Here is a 21316-nt window from a genome sequence, read left to right on the forward strand (position 1 = left end):
TCAATCGGCGGATCGCCACGTGCCGGAAAAGATCTGATCGGCCTCGTCGATCGAACACTCGGCTACTAATCAGGGAACATGACATGTCACTTCTAATCACGATCGATACCGATCCGGACTTCGCGCCCAAGAACGCCTCGCCTGCTCCGGAACGACTCATTTCGGGCAATCCATCCTTCAAGACCTGGGCGCAGGACGTTTCGAAAGGCGAGAAGGTGCTAACCGGCGTCTGGGAAGCAACGCCCGGCGAGACCCATTCCATCAAGGGCACCACCTACGAGTTTTGCCACATCATCTCGGGTCTTATCGAAATTGAGGAAAAGGATGGTGAGACGAAGACTTACCGTGCCGGCGACAGCTTTGTGATGAAGCCGGGCTTTGTCGGCGTCTGGCGCACGATCGAGACCGTGCGAAAGATCTACGTCTGCGCTTATGATTGAGCGCAATGCTCAGCCGCACCCCAAAATATAGGCGCGCCACCAGAACGTTCGACTTTCCGAGTCGCGTCTGACGCGATTCATAGCCTCTGGCGGTCATTCTCGATGAAAAATGCGGCGCTCGGTCCGGCCCACAAGCTCATGGGACACGATGAGGGGGCGCGCTCCGCCTTTGACTTCCGTCCGCCGGCCTCCATCCCACTCTATCGGGGCAATCCGTGGTTCATGCCCGCCATCATTTAGCGCTATCGGATGCGGGACCGGACCGCGCCGTGGCGCGCGAGCCGCTGACAGCACATCGTCTCTTCTATCGTATCATCAATGCAATACCCTGCCGAACTTTGCTTCAGTCTGATTGCGTAATGCTGTCGGAGCCAAGATACGCTGCAGCTCGCGCGAGCATCGTCAGATGGATATCGCCGCGTCAGGCACTGGCGATTAGTCCGGCAACCCAAGCAAGAGACATCGACCGATCATGGCAACCGCAGCTCACCAGGCCGGAGATCGCCAGAATGAAGACGTGGTCCTGGTTCCTTTCGCGAGAGCGCATCTGGAGGGCGCCGTGAAGCTCTCGCAGGAGATGTCTTGGCCCTATCGGGTCGAAGATTGGGATTTCGCGCTGCAGTTGGGCCATGGCTTTGTTCTGCAGTGCGCCGGTGTGGTGATCGGGACCGCGGTCTGGTGGCCGTACGGCGAGACCCATGCTTCCGCCGGGATGATCATCGTCGCGAAAGCCGCTCAAGGCCGCGGCTACGGGGCGCAGCTCATGGATGCGTTGCTGGCGTCGGCGCATCCTCGGACCATCGTGCTTAATTCGACGGCCGAAGGCTTGGCGCTTTACCAGCGCCGCGGCTTCGTCCCCATCGGGGTCATCCAGCAGCATCAAGGAATTCCCAGGGAACGCAATGAGGCGCCGCGGCCGTGCCTCGTCAGGGCAATAGCTCCATCGGATTTCGAGGTGATCACACGCCTCGATCGGCAGGCCACAGGTTGGGCGAGGCGATCGCTGCTGGATCGGCTCGTCCAGAGTGGTGACGGCTATGTCCTGCTGCGTGACGGCACACCCCGAGGCTACGCCATCTCCCGCCGTTTCGGCCGCGGGCATGTCATCGGTCCTGTCGTCGCCGAAAGCCGGACCGATGCATGCGCGTTGATCGAGGCGGTGCTTGCGCGCCTCGGGAGTGTTTTCGTCCGGATCGATACCTCTACCACCTCGCAACTCGGGCAGTGGCTCGAACGCATCGGCCTGCAGCAAGTCGGCGACGCCACCACCATGGTCCTCGGCACGCAGATGCCATCGACCGGGCCGGCGCGCATGTTCGCGATCGCCAACCAGTCATTCGGCTAGGAGACATCGAGATGCTGCGCTTAGAGATGCACGGAACGGATATCCCGAACGCCGGACCCAGCGAGGCGGCCACGACGGTCGGCGCGCTGGCGACGCCGGCCCTCCTGCTCGACAAGGACCGGCTGGATCGCAATCTCGCCCGTCTGTCCTCTCGTATGGCCGCGCGGGGCGTCGTGCTGCGCTCCCATATGAAGACGGCGAAATCCATCGAGGTCGCCCGGCGCGCCTATCCGGCCGGGCCTGGGCCAATCACCGTCTCCACCTTGGCGGAGGCGGAGTACTTCGCGCAGCACGGTTTTCGGGACATGACTTATGCCGTGGGCCTGGCACCGCACGCCGCCGAGAGCGCCATGCGTCTTCGGAAAGCCGGCGTCGACCTCAAGGTGCTGCTCGATTCGTCCGAACAGGCGAAGATTCTGGGCGAGGCCGGCGGCGCCGCTGGTGTGACGCCGTCCGCCTTCATCGAGATCGACTGCGACGGTCACCGCGGCGGGCTGACCGCCACCGATCCCAAGCTCATCGCCGTCGCGGTCGCCCTGGCCGAGGCCGGCGTCAGGCTCGCCGGCATTCTTACCCATGCCGGCGAATCCTACAGCCTTTGCACGCCCGAGGCCCTCGTCGCGGCTGCGGAGAATGAAAGGGCCGTGGCTGTGGCTGCCGCGGAGACGTTGCGGGCGGCGGGGCATGAATGCCCGGTCGTGAGTGTCGGTTCGACGCCGACCGCCCATTTCGCCGAAGACCTGACCGGCGTCACGGAGATGCGGGCCGGCGTGTATATGTTCTTCGATCTGGTGATGCACGGTGTCGGTGTCTGCACCACCGACGACATCGCGATCTCGATTCTCGCCACCGTCATCGGAACGAAGCGGGAGAAGGGCTGGATTTTGGTCGATGCGGGCTGGATGGCCCTGTCGCGTGATCGCGGCACCGCGGCGCAGCGGGTTGACCAGGGTTACGGTCTCGTCTGCGATCTGTGCGGCAAACTCTACCCAGACCTGATCGTCTCGCAGGCGAGCCAGGAGCACGGCATCCTCGCCATCAGATCCAGATCGGCTGTAACCCTGCCGGATCTGCCGATCGGCACGAAGGTCAGGATCCTGCCCAATCATGCCTGCGCGACGGCGTCACAGCACGAACTGTACAATGTCGTCTCCGCGGGAAGCGACGCAATCGAAGCTCAGTGGCCGCGAATGCGCGGCTGGTAGGTTCTCAAACAGACTTGCGCCGTTGCGATTTTGTGCATGCCCAGCATTCAGATAGCGAGATTCCGAGGTCGATATGAAGCTGACATCCTATTGGTTGGACACGTCGGAGCCATTCAGGAGCGCCACCCCAGGCCCGGTGCAAGGCACCTGCGACGTTGCGGTGATCGGCGGCGGCCTGACAGGTTCTTCGGCCGCCCTGGCTCTCGCCAAGAAGGGGGCGCGCGTTGTGCTCCTCGAAGCCGAGACGATCGGGCACGCGGCGTCCGGCCGGAACGGCGGCATGTGCAACAACGGCTTCGCCCAGGACTACGGCACGCTCTCGACCAGGCTCGGTAAGGAAGTCGCCGACCGGCTCTACCGGGCCTTCGACGCCGGGGTCGATACGGTCGAGCGTCTGGTGGCGGAAGAGCTGATCGATTGCAGCTTCGCGCGCACCGGCAAGATCAAGCTTGCGGCCAAACCTGAGCATTATGACAAGCTGGCGCGCAGCCAGGAATTGCTGGCCGCCAATGTCGATCCCGACACGACGATGGTGAGCCGTGCCGATCTGGCCAACGAAGTGGGATCGGAGCGCTATTACGGCGGGCTGATCTACCCCAAGAGCGCCGGCATGCATGTCGGACGCTTCGTCCGCGGTCTTGCGGAAGCGGCGGCGCGGCGCGGCGTCCAGATCCACGAGCATACGCCGCTGATGGGCCTGCGACCCATCGCCGACGGAGGCCACGAGATCGAGACACCCAAGGGCCGGCTTCGGGCCTCGCAGGTTCTGTTGGCGAGCGGCATCTCGCATGCGGGGCCGCTGGGTTGGATTCGACGCCGGGTCGTGCCGGTCGGCGCCTTCCTGATCGTCACCGAGCCCTTGCCGATCGCGACTCTCGATCGGCTTCTGCCGCGCCGCCGAATGGCGGTCGATACAAAGAACCTGGTCAACTACTTCCGAACCACGCCGGACAACCGGCTGCTCTTCGGCGGACGCGCCCGCTTCGCTATCTCCAACCCGACCTCAGACGAGAAGAGCGGCGCGATCCTGCAGGCTGCGCTGCACGACGTCTTTCCGGAGCTTCGCGCCGTGCGTATCGACTATTGTTGGGGCGGCATGGTCGATATGACGCGCGACCGGCTGCCACGCGCCGGCGAACGCAACGGCATCTACTATTCCATGGGCTACAGCGGCCACGGCACTCAGATGTCGACCCTGATGGGGACGATCATGGCGGAAGTCATGGACGGGCGCACCGAGCTCAATCCCTGGAAGGACTTCGCCTGGCCCGCCATTCCGGGTCATCTCGGTCCTCCCTGGTTCCTTCCCCTGGTCGGCGCCTATTACCGGATCAAGGATCGCTTCCAATGACCTCGGCCGTTCGACACCTGACGGAAGCCGGCTTGCTCGGCAAATTCTACATCGACAGAGAATGGCGGAAGCCGACCGGATCGGCGACGGCGGTCGTCGTCAACCCGGCGACCGAGCAGCCAATCGTCGAAGTCGCGCTCGGCAACAATGAGGATGTAGACCGCGCTGTCTCCGCCGCTGACCGAGCCTTTGCCGGCTGGTCTTGCAAGTCGGCTGCGGAGCGGGCAGCGCTGCTCGACCGAATCCATGGTTTGATCCTCGAGCGGCTGGAATTGTTCGCGCAGGCAGTCACGGGCGAGATGGGGGCCGCTATCTCCTATGCGCGCCGCGCCCAGGTGCCCCTGGCCGCCGAACATATCCGCGTCGCGCGTGACAATCTCGCGACCTATTCTTTCATCAGCCCGCGCGGCAGCACCGCCATCATGCGCGAGGCCATCGGCATCTGCGGCCTCATCACCCCCTGGAACTGGCCTCTCTACCAGATCACAGCCAAGGTCGGTCCGGCGCTCGCGGCTGGGTGCACGGTGGTGTTGAAGCCCAGCGAATTGTCGCCCCTCAGCGCCTTGCTGTTCGCCGAGGTGATGGACGATGCCGGTTGTCCGCCCGGCGTATTCAACCTCGTCAACGGGACAGGTCCAATCGTGGGCGCCAGTCTGGCGTCGCATCCGCAGGTGGACATGATCTCGATCACGGGCTCGACCCGTGCCGGGGTTCTTGTTGCGCAAGCGGCGGCGCCCACCGTCAAGCGCGTCGCCCAGGAACTTGGCGGCAAGTCGCCGAATATCATTCTGCCGGATGCCGAGCTGAGCCGGGCCGTTCCACTCGGCGTCGGCGCTGCCTTCCGCAATCTCGGGCAATCCTGCAGCGCACCGACGCGTATGCTTGTTTCCCGCTCACAGATGGCGAAGGTCGAAGTTCTGGCTGCGGCGGCCGCTTCTGAACTGGTGGTAGGCGACCCGCTCGCGGAAAGCACGACCCATGGTCCGATCGCCAACCGGCCGCAGTTCGAGCGTATCCAGGCCATGATCGGCGTCGGTCTGGAGGAAGGCGCCAAGCTTGTCATTGGCGGGCCGGGGCGGCCCGACAACCTTAAGATCGGCCTCTATGCGCGGCCAACGATCTTCTCGAACGTCCGTCGCGACATGAGAATTGCGCAGGAGGAGATCTTCGGCCCGGTGCTGTCGATCATTCCCTACGATACGGTCGACGAGGCGGTCGAGATCGCCAACGACACGGTCTACGGCCTCGGCGCCCATGTGCAGGGCGCGGATGCGAAGACACTGCGGGAGGTGGCCGGGCAGATCCGGTCCGGTCAGGTCCATCTCAACTATCCCGACTGGGACCCGAACGCACCTTTTGGCGGATACAAGCGTTCCGGCAACGGCCGGGAATATGGCCTCGAGGGCATGGAGGAATATCTCGAGACCAAGGCCGTTCCCGGATTTTACCGATGACTATTGACGGAAAATCTGAGCAGTCGGTTCGAAGCATGCCCGACGTCGGGCTCAACGCGATCCAAGTGACGAGGGTAGGCGATGCTATGCATCGCCGATCGACCATAGGCCATGGCTTCACCACTGCGGAATGCGGCTACCGCCTAATAGCTCGAAGCCATCAGCCGTAAACGCGGGTACAGCCGGTCGATGGCGGCCATGTCGCTGCGCATCTGCTCGATGATCCAGTCGCGGATCTCGCTGACGACCGGCCGGATCGATCGGTCATGCGGGTGCACCAGTTCGCAAAGTCGCCGTGTCGTGGTGAGGGTTTCCGAGGCCGGGACCAAAGCGCCGGTCAGCAGCCAATGCGATGCGACCGTAAGCCAGCCGAGCGCAATGCCTTGGCCGAGCAATGCCGCCTGCACCACCACCGCATAGTCGGAAAAACTCAGCGACTTGGCGGGCCCTGATCGTTTGGTGAGAAAGGTCGGATATTCTGCCGCCCAATCGCCCGGGGTATCCGCGAGGCGGATGATGGTGTTGGCCTCGATCGGTCCATCCTCGCTGTCTGCGTCGCGATAGGCCGGGCTGCAGATCGGCAGCATGACTTCCTTCATGACCAGAGCGCCGTTCCGCTCGGGATCGTATCGATCGCGAAACCGCATGCCGAGATCGACATTGTCGACCGGCCCGCGCAGCGGACCGGAGATAAGCTGGAAGCGGAGATCGACGGTCGGAAACTGGCGCTGCAGCTTGTCGATGCGAGGCATCAGCCAATGCGTGGTGAATGCCGAGGAGACCGAGAGCGTGACTGTCTCGGTGCCCTTGCGGCGGCGGTCGATCTCGATCAGGCCGCCTTCGATGCTGCGGAATCCATCCGATACGTGGCGATAGAGAATCTCACCTTCTTCCGTCAGGGCCGCGCGGCCATTGGTCCGGTCGAACAGACGAACGCCGAGATAGTCCTCGAACTGTCCGAGCATTCGGCTTACCGCGGGCTGGGTGACGTTCAGTTCGGCAGCCGCCGCTGTGAAGCTGCCATTGCGCGCGGCGGCGTCAAAGACGAACAGCGCGTGGCTCGAGGGCAACTTCCGCCGGAGGTCAGGCATAACCTGATGTTATGCCGACGGTGAGAATTTGGCAATTGCCCCTGCCGGCCAACTCTGGTTGGCTTGCGCGATAGCCTGCCAGCACGGGCAAGAGTGAAAAACTGGCGGGCAGGGACGGCCTTGGGAGCCGCCCCGAAGTGCCCGATCTATAAGACGAGATCATGCCGGTTTCAACCGTCGCTTGCAGTATCGCGGGTGACGTCGATGGCGCGCATCCGTGCACGCCCTCGGTAACGTAACGAGGTCGATCATTGGACAAGGGCGGAGAGAGCGTCGACATCAGGGCCGCGAGCAAGAACTATGACGCCGTCCGGGCGCTGGACGACGTCACCCTGAACGTCGCGCCGCGCGAATTCGTCTCCCTGCTAGGGCCGTCCGGATCCGGCAAGACCACGCTGCTCGGTATCCTCGGCGGCTTCATTCAACCCTCGTCGGGCTCGATCCATTTCGGCGACCGCGACGTGACCTTCCTGCCGCCGCACAAGCGCGACATCGGCGTGGTGTTCCAGAACTACGCGCTGTTTCCGCACATGAGCGTCGGCGAGAACGTTGCCTTTCCGCTGCGTGCGCGACGGATTCCAAAGCCGGACTGGGGTGCGAGAGTGCGCGCCGCACTCGCGATGGTCGGGCTGTCGGGCTACGAGGCGCGCGGCATCGCCCAGCTCTCCGGCGGCCAGCGCCAGCGCGTGGCGCTGGCACGCGCTATGATCTTCGAACCGCGCCTGATTCTGATGGACGAGCCGCTGTCGGCGCTCGACAAGCAGTTGCGGGAAGCGATGCAGATCGAACTGCGCGAGCTGCACAAGCGGATCGGCGCCACGATCATCTACGTCACCCACGACCAGCGCGAGGCGCTCACGATGAGTGACCGCGTCGCGATCCTCAAGGACGGGCGGCTGGTCCAGATCGATCGCCCCGAGCGACTGCACGATTATCCCGCCGACTCTTTCGTAGCGAGTTTCATCGGCGAGGCGAGCCTGCTGCCGGTCCGGCGCATCGATGCCTGCAGCGTGGCGCTGGGACCCGCGGTCCTGAAAAGCGCGCGCGAGATTCCAAGCGGCGAGGCGCTGATGCTCGCGGTGCACAGCGAGAAGCTCCTGATTGTGGACGGTGTGGCGGATGCTGCGCTCAACCGCTTGGCCGGCAAGGTCACTGACATCGTCTATCAGGGCGAAAGCCTGCGTGTGTTCCTGCAACTGGCCGACGGTACCTGCCTGAGCCTGCGTCAGCCCAGCCACTACCACGCTTCGCGCCTGTTACCTCCTGTCGGCGGCGACATCACCGTCACGCTCCACCCTGAAGACACCATCGTGGTGCCCGCGCAAGAAAAGGCGCGGGAATGAACGCCGATCGTCAAACCCGAGTGCAACACCAGACCAACCAGAACAAGAGATGAAAATGCCCTATGATAGCTTCAAGGTTCTCACCTTCGACGTCGTCGGCACCTTGATCGATTTCGAAGCCGGCGTGCTCGATGCCGTGCGTAAGATCTCCGGCCGAAAGGCGGTCGAGCTCAGCGATGATCAGATCTTCGCGTCCTACAAGCGCGGCCGCGACGCTCATCCGGATCGGTCGAGCGAGGTGATGTTTCATGTCTACCGGTATCTCGCCAAGGAACTGGAACTGCCGGCCGACGATGCCGCCTGCGATGCCTTCCAGCTCGCCGTGCTGCGCTGGCAACCGTTTTCGGATTCGGTCGAGGCGCTGAAGCGCCTGCGCACCAGGTTCCGGCTGGTCGCGATGACCAATGCGGATCGCGTCGCGCTGTCATGCTATGCGCATGCGCTCGACAATCCCTTCCACGACACCATCTGCGCCGACGACACCGGGGTTGCGAAACCCAATCCGGAATTCTTCGCCTACAACAAAGGCCGCCAGTCGGCATTCGGCTACAAGCAGTCCGAAATCCTGCACGTGGCGCAGAGCCAGCATCACGACATCGGTATCGCCCGCAAGCTTGGCTACAAGGTCTGCTGGATCGAGCGGCGCCAGGGCATGAAGGGCTTTGGCGGCACGCCTGAGGTGCCAGAGCTCACAAAACCCGATTTCCATTTCGCCACGATGAAGGCATTCGCCGACGCCGCGGTTGGAAGCTGAGAGGGCAGGGCGGCTGACATGGCAGAGGTATGGACCCCAATGGCACCGGCCGCCTCGCTCTGGGCGGATACGGCGGAGCCGTTGCCTGCCTTTCCGAAGCTTGCCGGCGAGGTAAAGGCCGATGTCGTCATCATCGGCGCGGGCTACACCGGGTTGTCTGCGGCGCATCACATCGCGAAGAGTGGCCTTTCGCCCGTCGTAATCGAAGCCAATCATCCCGGCTGGGGAGCGAGCGGCCGCAATGGAGGCGTCATCACCGCCAAATTCCGCCTCTCGTTCCGCGAGATCGACGCCGTTCATGGCCGCGCCATGGCCAGGCGAATGTACGAGATCGCCCATGAATCCGTCGAGATGGTCGATGAGTTGGTGTCCGAATTCGGCATCGAGAGTGCGCGGCTGACGCGTAGCGGGCAGGTCAAGGCCGCGCACAATCAGGCAACGCTGAAGGCCGCGATCGACGAAGCCGAATGGATGAAGCGGCAAATGGGCGACACCGGAGTTCGTATCCTCGATGCCCATCAGGTGCGCGAAGAGACGGGATCGCGGGGCTTTGTCGGCGGCGTGCTCAATCCCGGCTCCGGCGGCATCCATCCGCTGAACTATCTGCGTGGGCTAGCCAAGGGCGTGGCGCAACGCGGCGTGCCGGTCTTTCAGGAAAGCCCGGTGCTCGCGCTGCGTCGCGACGGCGACGATGTCGTGGCGGAAACGCCTAACGGTGTCGTGCGGGCCCGCCAGGCTATCATCGCCACCAACAGCTATTCCGATTTGACGTCGGCGACCGCGCGCGTGCAGCGGACGCTGGTGCCGTTCCGCAGCGCTCTCATCGCCACCGAAAAATTGTCGCCGAATCTCGCCGGCAGCCTGATGCCGACGGGACGCACTTACACCGAGACCAAGCGCATGATGCGCTGGTTCCGCAAGGTCGACGACCGCGTCATCTTCGGCGGACGCGGCGCCTTCGGCAAGCAGGATTCCGAAAGCGCCTTCGATGCGCTGCGAAAGGCAATGGTCGGCATCTTCCCGGAGCTTGCTGATATTTCGCTCGCGTTCAAATGGTCGGGTCTCGTCGCGATGACGCTCGATTCCGTGCCGCATGTCGGCCGTCTCGATGATCGCACCCTTTATTCGGTCGGCTACAACGGCGCCGGCGTCGCCATGTCGAGCCTGATGGGCTGCCATCTCGCGGCGCTGGTGCGCGGGGAGAAGGTCGATCTCGGCCTACTCGATGCTGGCCGTCTCAAGACTATTCCATTCTATGCATTCCGCGAACCGGCCGTCCGCGCGGTGGCCGGCTGGTATCAGTTTCTGGACGCGATCGGCCGTTAGGAGTTCTAACGCCCGGTCATAACAAGAGGGATTGAACATGATGATTGCATCTTGCTGTCGCCGCGCACTGCTCGGTGTTTCCATTGGCGCCTTCGCGGCGCTGTCGGCGCTTCCGGCCAATGCGCAACAGATCACCTTCGTCTCCCAGGGTGGCGCCTACCAGAAGGCGCAAACCGTCGCGATCCTCGATCCTTCCGCCAAGAAGCTTGGCATCACCATCAACCAGGACAGCATCCCGGACGCCTGGCCCGCGATCAAATCGCAGGTCGCCAGCGGCAAGCCGACCTGGGATGTGGTCGACGTGCCGACCGGCTATTGCCTGCGCGGCGGCGAGCAGGGGCTAGTCGAGAAGCTCGATTTCTCGAAATTGCCAAACGGCGCCGCGATGCCCGAGGCCTATCGTTCCCCTTATTCGGTGGCGTACGAGTTCTATTCGAGCGTACTCGCCTATAGTCAGAAGAAGTTCTCGGCGGGGGCAGCGCCTAATAGCTGGGCCGATTTCTGGGACGTGAAGAAGTTCCCCGGCCGCCGCGCGCTACGCAATCACCCGATCGCGACGCTCGAGGCAGCGCTGATGGCCGACGGCGTCGCGCCCGACAAGCTCTATCCGCTCGACGTCGACCGCGCCTTCAAGAAACTCGAGGAGATCAAACCCAACATCACGGTGTGGTGGACCTCGGGCGCGCAATCGGCGCAGCTTCTCAATGACGGGGAAGTCGACATGGTGATGGCCTGGAACGGCCGCGTCAGCGCGCTCACCAAGGAAGGCGCCAAGGTCGCTTTCACCTACAATCAGGGTATCCTGCAGAGCACCTCGCTCTGCATTCTCAAGGACGCGCCCAATCTCGCGACCGCAGTCCGCTTCCTCAACGAGGCGGTCGATCCCGTCCACCAGGCCAATTTGCCGCTGCACATCGATTACGGCCCGGCCAACCCGAAGGCCTTCGACACCGGCGTCATCAAGCCGGAGCGCGTCGCGCAACTGCCGAGCGCGCCCGAGAATGCGCGCAAGCAGGCGCTGATGTCCTACGCCTGGTGGTCGTCGCCGGCTGGCGAGGCCGCGGAAAAACGCTGGGTCGGCTTCATGCAGAAGTAGTCTCGTCGGCAACCCGGCGCGGCATGCGTCAGCATTCCGCGCCACCGCAGGATAACAATGAGTAGCCCTGTGCAGGACCTCTCGGTACTCCACCAACGTCGCGAACAGCGCCTGATGCTGGTGCTGGCGCTGCCGGCATTGCTCGTGATCCTGCTGCTGGTCGTACTGCCGGTCGGCTGGCTGGCCTGGCAATCGGTCTATCACAACGGTTTTACGCTCGAGAACTACCGCCGGATCTGGAGCGAGGATATCTACTGGCGCAGCTTTGCCCTGACGTTTCAAATCAGCCTCCTGGTGACGCTGTTCGCGCTGCTGCTCGGTTATCCCATTGCCTATGCGGCGAGCATCGCACCGAGAAGGTGGGCCATCGTCATCCTGGCGCTGGTGGTGCTGCCGTTCTGGACCAGCGTGCTGGTCCGCGCCTATGCCTGGCTCGCGCTGCTGCAGCGGACCGGGGTCATCAATCAGCTTTTGCGCCAGTTCGGGGTGATCGACGAGCCGCTGCCGCTGGTCCACAATACTTTCGGCACCGTCGTGGCGACCCTGCACATCCTGCTGCCGTTCATGGTGCTGCCGCTCTACGCCACCATGCAGCAGATTCCGCGCGATCTGATGCAGGCCGGCGCCAGTCTCGGCGCCGGTCCGATGCTCACGTTCTGGCGGATATTCCTGCCGCTGTCGCTGCCCGGGGTGCTCGCGGGCAGCACACTGGTCTTCGTGCTCGCCCTCGGCTTCTACATCACTCCTGAATTGCTCGGCGGCGGCCGCACCATAATGATATCGATGCTGGTCAGCCGCAATGTGGAACTCTACGACCAGTGGGGCGCCGCCAGCGCCATCGGCGTGGTGTTGCTGGTCGCGGTCGGCGCCATCTTCTTTGCCGTCAGCCGCTTCATTCCGCTCGATCGCGTGTTGGGGCAAAAATGACGATGTCCCGTCCATTCCGCATCACCCTCGTTGTGACTTGCGCGGTGGTGCTGCTCTATCTCATCCTCCCGATCCTGATCATCGCGCCAATGTCGTTCTCGGCCGCGCGTTTCCTGACTTTTCCGCCGCCGGCGCTGTCGCTGCGCTGGTATCAGGAATATGTCGGCAATCCGGCCTGGATGCAGTCGACCCGTGTGACGCTGACGGTTGCCGTGCTCACCGTGGTCATAGCGACCCCGCTCGGTGTTGCCGCAGCCTACGCGATCAGCCAATCGAAATGGCGCATCATGCGGCTGATCCACATGACCCTGCTGCTGCCATTGGTAGTGCCGATCATCATCACCGCGGTCGGCATCTTCTTCGTCTTCGCCAAGGTCGGCCTCGCCGCGACCATGACCGGCCTCGTGCTCGCCAATGTCATGCTCGGTCTGCCCTACGTCGTCATCTCCGTCGCGGCGGGCCTGCAGAGCTTCGACGCCACGCAGGAGATGGTGGCGCGCAGCCTCGGCATGAACAGGTTGCGCAGCTTCTTTGTGGTGACGCTGCCGCAGATCAAGCCCAGCGTGATCGCCGGCGGCATCTTCGCCTTCATCTCCGCGATGGACGAGACCATCGTCGCTTTGTTCATTTCTGGCGGTCAATATCAACCGCTGACCAAGCGGATGTTCACCGCGCTCCGCGACGAGATCGATCCAACGATTGCGGCCATCAGCACGCTGATGACCGCGGTTTCGTTCATGCTGGTTCTGATTGCAACCAGCCGGTCAAAGACGAGCGCGTGAGCGGGAAGTCAGCGGCCTGATTCTTTGCCTCGGTTGAATACGCGTCGCGCGGGAGCGTGTTGCGCAGCCGGTTGCCTATATGCGCGTTTTCCATCGCCGATCTCGCCGATTGCCTGTCCGGCGAGAGAAAATGTCAGCCGATCGGTCCGTGAGCTTGATGAAGGCGATTGGTGCTTGAGGTGCTTGCTGATGCTGGCTGGACCTAGCTCAAACTTCCTCATGATGGATTGGAGCGAGAGTCCAAAGTTATCAATCGTTTAAAGGGCGGCGAGTGCACGATGTGTGCACCGGGAGATCAAAGAAATCTCAATACAGCTAGCATGCGCAGTCGCCAGCCGAGCGTGTGTCGCTTGCCGTTGAGCATGAGGTGTAGTTGAAATTCGCAGGCTGTAGACGCGAGTGACTTGCACGCGGGTCTATTCGCGGAATGTGCAGTTCAAGTGTCTGCGCATTAATCGGCAGGCACAACAAGCGAGTAATCGGTACAGTTGGTTCCAACCAGATCAGACGAATCTTCGACCCAAGGTTGCCTCCAGCAACAACGAGATCCATCATTTCGGGCAAGGTTGTCCGGCGGCTCCCCACAGGGCCATGTCCTTGACGTGATCCTCGAAGCTGCCCGGTGGCGTCGTGCGTCCTGCTCCGGGCTCCCACGCCCGGGGGATGAAGCCGTTGAGCGATGCATCGTGCCGCAAATGCGCGAGCAGTGCGATGGCGTCGCGGCCGCCATTGCGTTTGGGGTCTTTCAGTTGCGCACAGATCTCGGCGCCGCTCTTGCCGAACCAGATGAATTCGACCGGGGCAAGCTGCCAGTCGATGCCGGCGCGCAACGGCGCCGGTGCGGGCTCATTCGGCTGGGTCGAGGTCATATGGCAGGTCGAGCAGAGGATCGTCTCGGCCCCGATGCGGCTCTTTCCGCCGTGGATATTCATGCCATGCACCCTGGGCTTGCTTTCGCCCGCCGGCGTCCACATCGGAATGGCCCTGGCGTCGATATGACAGTTGGCACAACGGGGATGTGTCACCACGGCCTCAATCCTAGTCCAGGCCTCCAGTCCCTTGGCACGGCTGACGCTGCCGAGCGGCAGCGCATCCTTGACCTGATCCTTGGCCACGACGATCCCCGTGACAGCCGCAATCGATGTAACGGCGAACGTGAGCGCGATGAGAACTCTCTTCATGGCTCACCTCACACGAAATCGATGAACTTGTTGAAGGGCATTTCGCGAATGCGCTTTCCGGTCGCCGCAAATATCGCGTTGGCGAGCGCGGGGGCGGCGGGAGGAACGGGCGGTTCGCCAACACCTCGCACCTTGGGATCGTTCTCGAGCCCGCGAACTTCGATGACGGGGCATTGGTAGATCCGCATGGCTTCGTGGTGGTTGAAGTTGGTTTGCTGCACCGCGCCCTTTGCGTAAGTGAGTTCGCAGTTGATGGCGTGGCCGAGCCCCCAGATGACCCCGCCTTGCACCTGATTTTCGAAGTTGATGGGGTCGACGACCCTGCCGACATCGACCGCAACCCAAACCTTGTCGATCCTGATGCCTCTGTCCGTCGCGGTCACCTCGACGACTTCGGCCGTTGGCGTCCCGAAGGACTCGACGAATGCCACGCCGCGACCTCTGCCCTTACCCAGCGGTCCCTTCCAGTTCGACATCTCCGCGACCGTCTCCAGCACCTTGCGATAGGTTGGAACGGCGCACATCGCAATGCGGGCTTTCATAGGATCAAGGCCTGCGGCATAGATCAACTCGTCGATGAAGCTTTCGGTGAAGAAGCCTGCTGTGGAGGCTCCGACCGACCGCCACGTCGTGCATGGCGATAGTCCCTGCGCCTCATAGCTGGTGGCCCGGAAATTCGGGATGTCGTAATAGACATTCCACAGGCCGGCGGCGAGTTGGGCATCCGGATCCTTCGAGGGGGAGCCCATGCGCTCAAGCAGCCCCTTCAACGGCGCCGTTGCCGCCAATTTCAGGTCGGCCGCGACGATCTTTCCCTTGTCGACGCTCCCTTTGTACCGGCCGATTGAAATCTGTCGCGGAATGTCCTGGAGGAAGTCTTCCTCGCGCGAAAACACAAGCTTGATCGGCGTTCCGCGCATCTGATTGGCGATCTCGGCCAGGACGCGGACGTTCTCGAATTCAAGACGATGCCCAAAGCTTCCACCAGCCCATTGATTGTGAAAGGTCACCTGTTCCGGCTTGAGGCCGATCGCCGTCGCGGCGACCTGCTGCACTGCTTGCGGACTCTGATGGCTAACCCAGATTTTCATTCCTGCGTCGGAGACGATGGCGATCCCGTTCAGGGGCTCCAGGGGCTGATGTGCCACATAGGGCGCGCGATACTCGGCCTGAACCAGCTTGCCACCCTTCAACGCCGCATCGACATTGCCGATCTTCCGCCACTCCTTGCCGAGGAATTCAGGCTTGAACGACGCTCCCAGGACCTTCCAGTGGTCGGCCTGCTCGGCGGGATAGGCCGAGGGCGCCCATTGGCAATCGATCGCTTCGACCGCCTTCATCGCGTACCAGCTGTTCGTCGCGATGACAGCCACGCCATTGTTGATTTCAAGGATCTTCTTGACCCCCGGCATCGACTGCGCCTTGGTTGCGTTGTACGATTTCAGCGGTTGACCCTTGGCAGGGTTCAGCTTGACGGCGGCGAACAACATGCCGTCCATTTTCATATCGATGCCGAACTTCAACTCGCCCATGGCTTTCGATCGAACATCGAGGCGCGTCATCGGCTTGCCGAGCATCCGCCATTTCGAGGGATCGCGCAGCTTGACGTCCAGAACCGGCGGAATCTTCGCGGCTTCCGCCGAGAGCTGGACGTAGGGAATTCTGGTTCCGTCGGGCAGGATCACGTGGCCCGATTGGGTACGAATGTCAGCCACGGGGAGGCCCGAGCGTTTTGCCGCCGCAGCTTTCAATGTCTCGCGCGCGGCTGCGCCCGCGGTGCGCAACTTTTCGTAGGTATCCGGAACCGTGCTTGAGCCGCCCGTCATCTGCAGGCCGGACTGTCTAAGGTTTTCGAGCACGGCAGCGCGTGCTTCTTCGGCGGCCGGGCTTTGGTCGGCCGCCATGAACGGCGCAAGTTCATCTGCGAAGCCGGTGTTGAAGTAGGCGGGACTGGGCCCTGCAAACCGGATTTCGAACTGGCCGGGATCGAGGTCCATCTCTTCGGCAATCATGATCGGCTGCACCGAACCAACGCCCTGACCGATGTCGGCGTGTTGTGCAATGAGCGTTATTTTTTCCGGGCTTATCTCGATCCAGGGATTGAACGTCACGGAGTCGGGCCCGAGGCCGGCGGCCAACGGATTGCTGGCGGGCTTGGCAGCCTGTTCAGCGTAGCTGTAGGAACCGAAGGCGATGCCGCCCGCTACGGCGGCGCTACCGACGAGGAACGCGCGACGGGAAAGGTCTTGTGCGTCTCGCATCTCACTTCCCCGCTATCTTTGCGGCAGCCGCATGGATCGCCGCGCGAATGCGTGGATAGGTTCCGCAGCGGCATAGGTTTCCGGACATCACCACATTGATATCGTCGTCCGTCGGCTTCGGGATCAGCTCTAGAAGCGAAATGGCCTGGATGATCTGGCCGGTCTGGCAGTAGCCGCACTGTGGCACCTGGTGTTCGATCCACGCCTGCACAACCGGGTGCTGGTCCTTATTGCCCAGCCCTTCCATCGTGACGACCGACTTGCCGGCGACCTCGCCGATATGCGACTGACAGGAACGAACGGCCTTTCCGTCAATCTGAACGGTGCAGGCGCCGCATTGCGCTACTCCGCAGCCGTATTTGGGACTTGTGATGCCAAGCTCGTCCCGCAACACCCAGAGCAAGGGCATCTCGGGAACGACGTCAACCTGGCGCTTGGTGCCATTGACCGTGAGCTCGATCATATCGATATCCCTTCGCGGATCATTGCTGTCATCATCGGAGCGACGTGCTCCGTCGTTCGAGCCAGCCTTCAAGCGGCTGATGCGGGCCGAGATATCGGGTACGCTGCCGCGACGACACTGGCTGATCAGCGCCAGGCGGTATTCGCGAATCCTGCGGGATCATGTGCAATCCCTGCTGAATTCAGCATCGCGGTAGACCGGGCTGATATCGACCCGGCCGCAGCACAGTTCGCGGTATTGCCCCGGAGTGAGACTCGTGGCTTTTCGAAACACACGTGTGAAATTGGCTTGAGAGCCGAAGCCGAATTCGAAGGCAATTTCGACGAGGGACAAATTGGCGCGCGCCAGTTCGTGCCGCGCCGCCTGCACGCGGCGATCGATCACGTAGCGGTGCGGTGACAGTCCGGTCGCCTCACGAAAGAGCCGGGAAAAATGAAACGGGCTGAGGCAGGCCTGGGCGGCCAGTTCCTCGAGCCGGATGTCAGCTTTGAGAGAAGCCTCGATATAGTCCAACACGCGCTGGAGCCTTCGCGGGTCGAGCGACGGGGACTTTTCGGGAGGGCGCCAGCGGTCAATCGAATAGTGCCCCAGGAGGTGCGCGGCGAGCGCGACCTGGATCCCCTCGACGAACAGCGCATCCGTCGGTTGGCGAGGACGGTGCAGCAAGTCCCGAAGCGGTGAGCAAAGGTGGAAGAGCACCTGGTCCGCCAGGCCGTCGGCATAGGCGATCTGCACCTTGGCGGGATCGACATCAAAGTCGGCAAGGGCGCTGTGGTCCAGCAGTGCCGGCGGGAGATAGAGGTGAAGGCATTCCATCCGGTCCGAAAGTTCGAGATGGCTCTCCTGCGTTCCCACGGGTACGAGATAACTCATTCCCGGCCTGGCGACGCTCTTCTGGACTTCGCCGTTGCCGGCTCGGCAGACCATTCCGCCGCCGGACAGCAGCATGACGATCTCCGTGCAAATCGGGACGGGCGTTGCCTGCCGCCCCGCTTCAAACCTCCGATGCTCGATGCTCAATGCCGGCCAATCAGCGGCCTCCGCGAGTTTCTCGCTGTTCTGATATTTTTGATCTCCATGCGTGGCGAGCGTCATCGTGACCTCTCCTCGAACTGCGGCGGACGCGGCCCCGCATCGCGAGCGAACGTTGGTCCCGTCCGTTGCGCGGTTCGGATTCGCGATCGCTGTACCCTGATGGAAACAACGATCGGCCGATCTGTGCGAAGTTGTTGGATGAACCCACGATGAAGTCCAGAGGCGGGCCCGTTAAAAGAGGTAAAATTCAAACGGAGCAAGGGTTTGGCTATTCGCCCGATCCAGCCTCGCAAGCAGTGGCTATCCAACATGGGATGAGCAGGATTCGTCCCTCATCGCGCAGGAATCGGAAATACCCGCACGCGCGTTTGATCTAGTGATGGCTCATCGAACAGCTAGGCCGTCATCTCGACGATTGGAGCTTGTCATGAGGCTGATCCTCGCCGCGCTTACCGCAATATCGTTCGCAACCGCCCAAGCCGTCCCTGCGGCTTCGGCCGAGAAGACCATTTCCATCGTCCTCGTCCATGGCGCCTTCGTCGATGGGTCGGGATGGAAAGCCACGCACGACATGCTTTCGAATGCCGGTTATGAGGTGCTCGTCGTCCAGCAGCCGACGATCACGCTTCGTGATGATGTCGCAGAGACCGAACGCGTGATCGCGAAGGCGCGACATCCAGTGGTCCTAGTCGGGCATTCCTACGGTGGAATGGTCATCACGGAAGCGGGGGACAATCCGAAGGTTCGCAGCCTGGTCTATCTCGCGGCATTTGCGCCCGAGGCCGGGGAGTCGGTGAGCACGCTCGCAGAAGCGCCTGCGCCGGCGGGCGAGCAAAAGGCTCCGCTTGTCGCTGAAGGCAAGTATCTCCTCGTCGACCGCGACAAGTTTCCCTCGTCGTTCGCGGCCGATGTCGACACTGCGACGACGCGCTTCATGGCTGCCGCGCAACTCCCCTGGGGACTGCAAGCGGTGCAGACGAAGGTCGATCGTGTGGCCTGGAAGACGAAGCCGACCTATTACATGGTGACAAGTGAGGATCGTATGATCCCGCCGACGGCGCAGCGCATGATGGCACAACGGTCCGGTGCGAAAGTGGTGGAGCTGAAGAGCAGCCACGCCGTAATGCTGTCGCATCCTCGCGAGGTCGCGGCGTTCATCAAGAGCGCAGACACATCCTCTGTCGACTGACGCAAACATCAGAGGGCATCAAGCGTCAGGGACGACGATCGCGCGATGGCTTCCCGCGCAAGACGGCTTTGCCTGTCATGACGAAGGGGACGAGGTATGGCACTCATGGATATTCTGCCCGGCAAGCTGGGCTTTGGCGCGGCTCCGCTCGGAAACATGTTTCGTGACATCCCGGAGAAGGAGGCCCTTGCGACCGTGAATGCCGCGTGGGACGACGGCATCCGCTACTTCGACAATGCGCCCTTCTATGGCGCGGGGCTGGCGGAGATCCGTATGGGCGCTGCGCTCGCGACCAGGCCACGCGGCGATTACGTCATCAGCACCAAGGTCGGCCGCGTGATCCTAGACGAGATCGAGGACGTAAGCGCCCGCGACCTCGGCGAGAAAGGTGATGTCTTCAAGCACGGGCGACCGAACAAGATCGTCAACGATTATTCGAAAGATGGCACGTTGCGCTCGATCGAGGGCAGCCTGACGCGGCTGGGCACCGACCATATCGATATCGCCTTCGTGCACGATGTGGCGCAGGATTTCTATGGCGACGAGTGGCTGGCAGTCTTCGAGAGTGCGCGCAAGGGCGCGTTCAAGACACTCGACCGGTTGCGCGACGAGGGCGTGATCAAGGCTTGGGGGCTCGGCGTCAACCGGGTGGAGCCGATCGAACTGCTGCTTGCGCTGGAAGGTCCGCGCCCTGACGGCTTCCTGCTCGCGGGCCGTTACACGCTTCTCGATCATGGCCGGGCGCTCGAACGGGTGATGCCGATGGTTGCGGAGCATGAACTGGCCATCATTGTCGGCGGCCCCTACAGCTCGGGCGCGCTCGTCGGTGGCCCGAATTTCGAATATGCGCCGGCGCCTCGGGAAATCCTCGTGAAGGTGGCGCGGATCAAAGCGATCGCCGACCGCTACGGCGTCAGCATGAAGGGCGCAGGACTGCAGTTCGCGCTCGCGAATCCGGTGGTTGCTGCCGTGATCCCGGGGGCGAGCCGTCCGGGCCGCATTGCCGAGGACCGGACTGCCCTCGACGAATCCATACCCGTCGATTTCTGGCGCGAACTTCGTTCGGCGGGTCTCGTCAATCCCGCCGCTCCTCTTCCCCTGGCCGGTTGAGCGGTTTGAGCGCAGGGCAAGTTCATCCCTGCGAACTGAACGTTGTCCGGCGGGGTGGCGCAAAGTCAATTCAATTACGAAGGAGATGGAAATGAGTGACGAAAGACAGAACACCTCCGAAATGGGGCGCCGGGCGATGCTTCAAACAGCAGGAGCGGCCGTGATCACGGGCCTGGCGGTGGGGGGCACGCCGACAGTCGCGCTGGCCGCTGCTCAGGACGCCGGCGGCATGTCGACGGCCGACCGCAATGAGGCGCCGCTTGGTGCGCGGCTCCAGGGCGTCCAGCATTTCGGGCTCACCGTCCAGAACATGGAGCGGGCCTATGAATTCTATACCGCGGTGCTGGGTGGCACCGAGGTTTTCCGCCACGGTGATTTCCAGGGCGATGGGGTGCAGAACACGCTGCTGGCCGACCAGGAAATCGAGGCGAACGCACGTGGGGTCAATCCTCGGACGATCGGTGTTCCCGACCTGCGCGGTGGGGCGCAGCGGCTCGATGTTCGCTTCATCCAGTTCGACAATGTCGTGATCGAGTTGCTTCAGTACCGCGATGCGGATCAGCCCATGGGTAGCTCGAAGAGTTTCGCCGAGCCGGTGCAGCACATGAGCCCCGCCTTTCCGCGCATGATGCACATCTGCTTCTATGTTCGCGACGATGTCGACTTCAACAAGTTCATCGCCGACCTCGAGGCAGAATCGGCGCGCCGCGGCATGACGCAGGTGAGGGCGAACCGCACGGTCCGCGTCATGACCGAGGCGGACCGCAAGGCCGCTCCCCGCAGCTCCAACACCAACCGGGTGACCCAGGCCCCGTCGGATGGCTGGGAACTGATCTACTGCAAGGGCCCGGAAGGCGAGCAGCTCGAGTTCGTCAAAGCACTGGGACCCGTCAAGCAACGTTTCAGCGAAGCCCTCGCGAAGCGGCAGCAGACCGTCACGCGCTGATCCGCTTGGCCGGCGGC

Annotated in this window: 19 protein-coding genes; 14 read left to right on the plus strand and 5 right to left on the minus strand. The window is 62.7% G+C overall.

Annotated features, from left to right (window positions below; genetic code table 11):
* The first annotated feature begins 83 nt into the window (after positions 1 to 83).
* From LMTR13_RS14010 to LMTR13_RS14030, 5 genes are all read left to right on the plus strand, one after another.
* Positions 84 to 440, plus strand: a complete 357-nt coding sequence (locus LMTR13_RS14010) for a cupin domain-containing protein (RefSeq protein WP_065728393.1) — start codon at positions 84 to 86, stop codon at positions 438 to 440.
* Positions 441 to 999: 559 nt separating this feature from the next.
* Positions 1000 to 1785: a GNAT family N-acetyltransferase gene (locus LMTR13_RS14015; protein ID WP_236843379.1), complete on the plus strand. Its 786-nt coding sequence runs from the start codon at positions 1000 to 1002 to the stop codon at positions 1783 to 1785.
* 11 nt (positions 1786 to 1796) lie between these two features.
* A complete protein-coding gene (locus LMTR13_RS14020; RefSeq protein WP_236843380.1) occupies positions 1797 to 2990 on the plus strand; it encodes an alanine racemase in 1194 nt (397 codons plus the stop codon).
* A gap of 73 nt (positions 2991 to 3063) precedes the next feature.
* Positions 3064 to 4341: an NAD(P)/FAD-dependent oxidoreductase gene (locus LMTR13_RS14025; RefSeq protein ID WP_065728395.1), complete on the plus strand. Its 1278-nt coding sequence runs from the start codon at positions 3064 to 3066 to the stop codon at positions 4339 to 4341.
* The gene (locus tag LMTR13_RS14030) at positions 4338 to 5795 is read left to right on the plus strand and encodes an aldehyde dehydrogenase family protein (RefSeq protein ID WP_065728396.1); all 1458 of its coding nucleotides are present in this window, start codon (positions 4338 to 4340) and stop codon (positions 5793 to 5795) included. Before LMTR13_RS14025 ends, LMTR13_RS14030 begins: the two co-directional genes overlap by 4 nt.
* Before the next feature lie 143 nt (positions 5796 to 5938).
* Here LMTR13_RS14030 and LMTR13_RS14035 read toward each other — a convergent pair whose 3' ends face one another.
* Positions 5939 to 6886 carry a LysR family transcriptional regulator gene (locus LMTR13_RS14035; protein ID WP_065728397.1) on the minus strand — a complete coding sequence of 316 codons (948 nt, stop codon included), beginning with the start codon at positions 6884 to 6886 and terminating at the stop codon, positions 5939 to 5941.
* A gap of 251 nt (positions 6887 to 7137) precedes the next feature.
* Between LMTR13_RS14035 and LMTR13_RS14040 the strand changes: the two genes are divergently transcribed.
* The 6 genes from LMTR13_RS14040 to LMTR13_RS14065 are packed head-to-tail and all read left to right on the plus strand — an operon-like array spanning position 7138 to position 13114.
* Positions 7138 to 8229, plus strand: a complete 1092-nt coding sequence (locus LMTR13_RS14040; RefSeq protein WP_065728398.1) for an ABC transporter ATP-binding protein — start codon at positions 7138 to 7140, stop codon at positions 8227 to 8229.
* A gap of 55 nt (positions 8230 to 8284) precedes the next feature.
* Positions 8285 to 8983 (plus strand): HAD family hydrolase, encoded by a 699-nt coding sequence (locus tag LMTR13_RS14045; protein WP_065732672.1) that lies wholly within the window; start codon positions 8285 to 8287, stop codon positions 8981 to 8983.
* Positions 8984 to 9001: 18 nt separating this feature from the next.
* Entirely contained in the window at positions 9002 to 10309 is a 1308-nt protein-coding gene (locus LMTR13_RS14050; protein ID WP_065728399.1) for an NAD(P)/FAD-dependent oxidoreductase, read from the plus strand.
* A gap of 40 nt (positions 10310 to 10349) precedes the next feature.
* Entirely contained in the window at positions 10350 to 11405 is a 1056-nt protein-coding gene (locus LMTR13_RS14055) for an ABC transporter substrate-binding protein (protein ID WP_065732673.1), read from the plus strand.
* A gap of 57 nt (positions 11406 to 11462) precedes the next feature.
* Positions 11463 to 12332 carry an ABC transporter permease gene (locus LMTR13_RS14060; RefSeq protein ID WP_197521101.1) on the plus strand — a complete coding sequence of 290 codons (870 nt, stop codon included), beginning with the start codon at positions 11463 to 11465 and terminating at the stop codon, positions 12330 to 12332.
* Positions 12329 to 13114 (plus strand): ABC transporter permease, encoded by a 786-nt coding sequence (locus tag LMTR13_RS14065; protein WP_065728400.1) that lies wholly within the window; start codon positions 12329 to 12331, stop codon positions 13112 to 13114. The genes LMTR13_RS14060 and LMTR13_RS14065 overlap by 4 nt, the downstream gene beginning before the upstream one ends.
* Positions 13115 to 13665: 551 nt before the next feature.
* Here the strand turns inward: LMTR13_RS14065 and LMTR13_RS14070 are convergent.
* From LMTR13_RS14070 to LMTR13_RS14085, 4 genes are all read right to left on the minus strand, one after another.
* Positions 13666 to 14295, minus strand: coding sequence for a hypothetical protein (locus LMTR13_RS14070; RefSeq protein ID WP_065728401.1), 630 nt, complete (start codon positions 14293 to 14295; stop codon positions 13666 to 13668).
* 8 nt (positions 14296 to 14303) lie between these two features.
* A complete protein-coding gene (locus LMTR13_RS14075) occupies positions 14304 to 16556 on the minus strand; it encodes a xanthine dehydrogenase family protein molybdopterin-binding subunit (protein WP_065728402.1) in 2253 nt (750 codons plus the stop codon).
* 1 nt (position 16557) lies between these two features.
* Entirely contained in the window at positions 16558 to 17019 is a 462-nt protein-coding gene (locus LMTR13_RS14080) for a (2Fe-2S)-binding protein (RefSeq protein ID WP_176722023.1), read from the minus strand.
* A 159-nt stretch (positions 17020 to 17178) separates the two neighbouring features.
* Complete coding sequence (locus tag LMTR13_RS14085; RefSeq protein WP_065728403.1) at positions 17179 to 18114, minus strand: helix-turn-helix domain-containing protein; 936 nt, start codon at positions 18112 to 18114, stop codon at positions 17179 to 17181.
* A gap of 367 nt (positions 18115 to 18481) precedes the next feature.
* On the opposite strand from LMTR13_RS14085, the gene LMTR13_RS14090 reads away from it, so the two are divergent.
* From LMTR13_RS14090 to LMTR13_RS14100, 3 genes are all read left to right on the plus strand, one after another.
* Entirely contained in the window at positions 18482 to 19243 is a 762-nt protein-coding gene (locus LMTR13_RS14090) for an alpha/beta hydrolase (protein ID WP_065728404.1), read from the plus strand.
* A 96-nt stretch (positions 19244 to 19339) separates the two neighbouring features.
* Positions 19340 to 20353, plus strand: a complete 1014-nt coding sequence (locus tag LMTR13_RS14095; RefSeq protein ID WP_065728405.1) for an aldo/keto reductase — start codon at positions 19340 to 19342, stop codon at positions 20351 to 20353.
* Positions 20354 to 20513: 160 nt separating this feature from the next.
* Entirely contained in the window at positions 20514 to 21299 is a 786-nt protein-coding gene (locus LMTR13_RS14100; protein WP_236843381.1) for a VOC family protein, read from the plus strand.
* Positions 21300 to 21316: the final 17 nt, after the last annotated feature.

This window comes from Bradyrhizobium icense (assembly GCF_001693385.1).
In the GTDB taxonomy this organism is placed as follows: Bacteria; Pseudomonadota; Alphaproteobacteria; order Rhizobiales; family Xanthobacteraceae; genus Bradyrhizobium; species Bradyrhizobium icense.

Excerpts from the sequence above, each read along its gene's own strand:
- LMTR13_RS14010 (WP_065728393.1), top strand. The coding sequence starts at position 84 with ATGTCACTTCTAATCACGATCGATACCGATCCGGACTTCGCGCCCAAG.
- LMTR13_RS14020 (WP_236843380.1), top strand. The coding sequence starts at position 1,797 with ATGCTGCGCTTAGAGATGCACGGAACGGATATCCCGAACGCCGGACCC.
- LMTR13_RS14025 (WP_065728395.1), top strand. The coding sequence starts at position 3,064 with ATGAAGCTGACATCCTATTGGTTGGACACGTCGGAGCCATTCAGGAGC.
- LMTR13_RS14030 (WP_065728396.1), top strand. The coding sequence starts at position 4,338 with ATGACCTCGGCCGTTCGACACCTGACGGAAGCCGGCTTGCTCGGCAAA.
- LMTR13_RS14035 (WP_065728397.1), bottom strand. The coding sequence starts at position 6,886 with ATGCCTGACCTCCGGCGGAAGTTGCCCTCGAGCCACGCGCTGTTCGTC.
- LMTR13_RS14045 (WP_065732672.1), top strand. The coding sequence starts at position 8,285 with ATGCCCTATGATAGCTTCAAGGTTCTCACCTTCGACGTCGTCGGCACC.
- LMTR13_RS14050 (WP_065728399.1), top strand. The coding sequence starts at position 9,002 with ATGGCAGAGGTATGGACCCCAATGGCACCGGCCGCCTCGCTCTGGGCG.
- LMTR13_RS14055 (WP_065732673.1), top strand. The coding sequence starts at position 10,350 with ATGATTGCATCTTGCTGTCGCCGCGCACTGCTCGGTGTTTCCATTGGC.
- LMTR13_RS14060 (WP_197521101.1), top strand. The coding sequence starts at position 11,463 with ATGAGTAGCCCTGTGCAGGACCTCTCGGTACTCCACCAACGTCGCGAA.
- LMTR13_RS14065 (WP_065728400.1), top strand. The coding sequence starts at position 12,329 with ATGACGATGTCCCGTCCATTCCGCATCACCCTCGTTGTGACTTGCGCG.
- LMTR13_RS14070 (WP_065728401.1), bottom strand. The coding sequence starts at position 14,295 with ATGAAGAGAGTTCTCATCGCGCTCACGTTCGCCGTTACATCGATTGCG.
- LMTR13_RS14075 (WP_065728402.1), bottom strand. The coding sequence starts at position 16,556 with ATGCGAGACGCACAAGACCTTTCCCGTCGCGCGTTCCTCGTCGGTAGC.
- LMTR13_RS14080 (WP_176722023.1), bottom strand. The coding sequence starts at position 17,019 with ATGATCGAGCTCACGGTCAATGGCACCAAGCGCCAGGTTGACGTCGTT.
- LMTR13_RS14085 (WP_065728403.1), bottom strand. The coding sequence starts at position 18,114 with ATGACGCTCGCCACGCATGGAGATCAAAAATATCAGAACAGCGAGAAA.
- LMTR13_RS14090 (WP_065728404.1), top strand. The coding sequence starts at position 18,482 with ATGAGGCTGATCCTCGCCGCGCTTACCGCAATATCGTTCGCAACCGCC.
- LMTR13_RS14095 (WP_065728405.1), top strand. The coding sequence starts at position 19,340 with ATGGCACTCATGGATATTCTGCCCGGCAAGCTGGGCTTTGGCGCGGCT.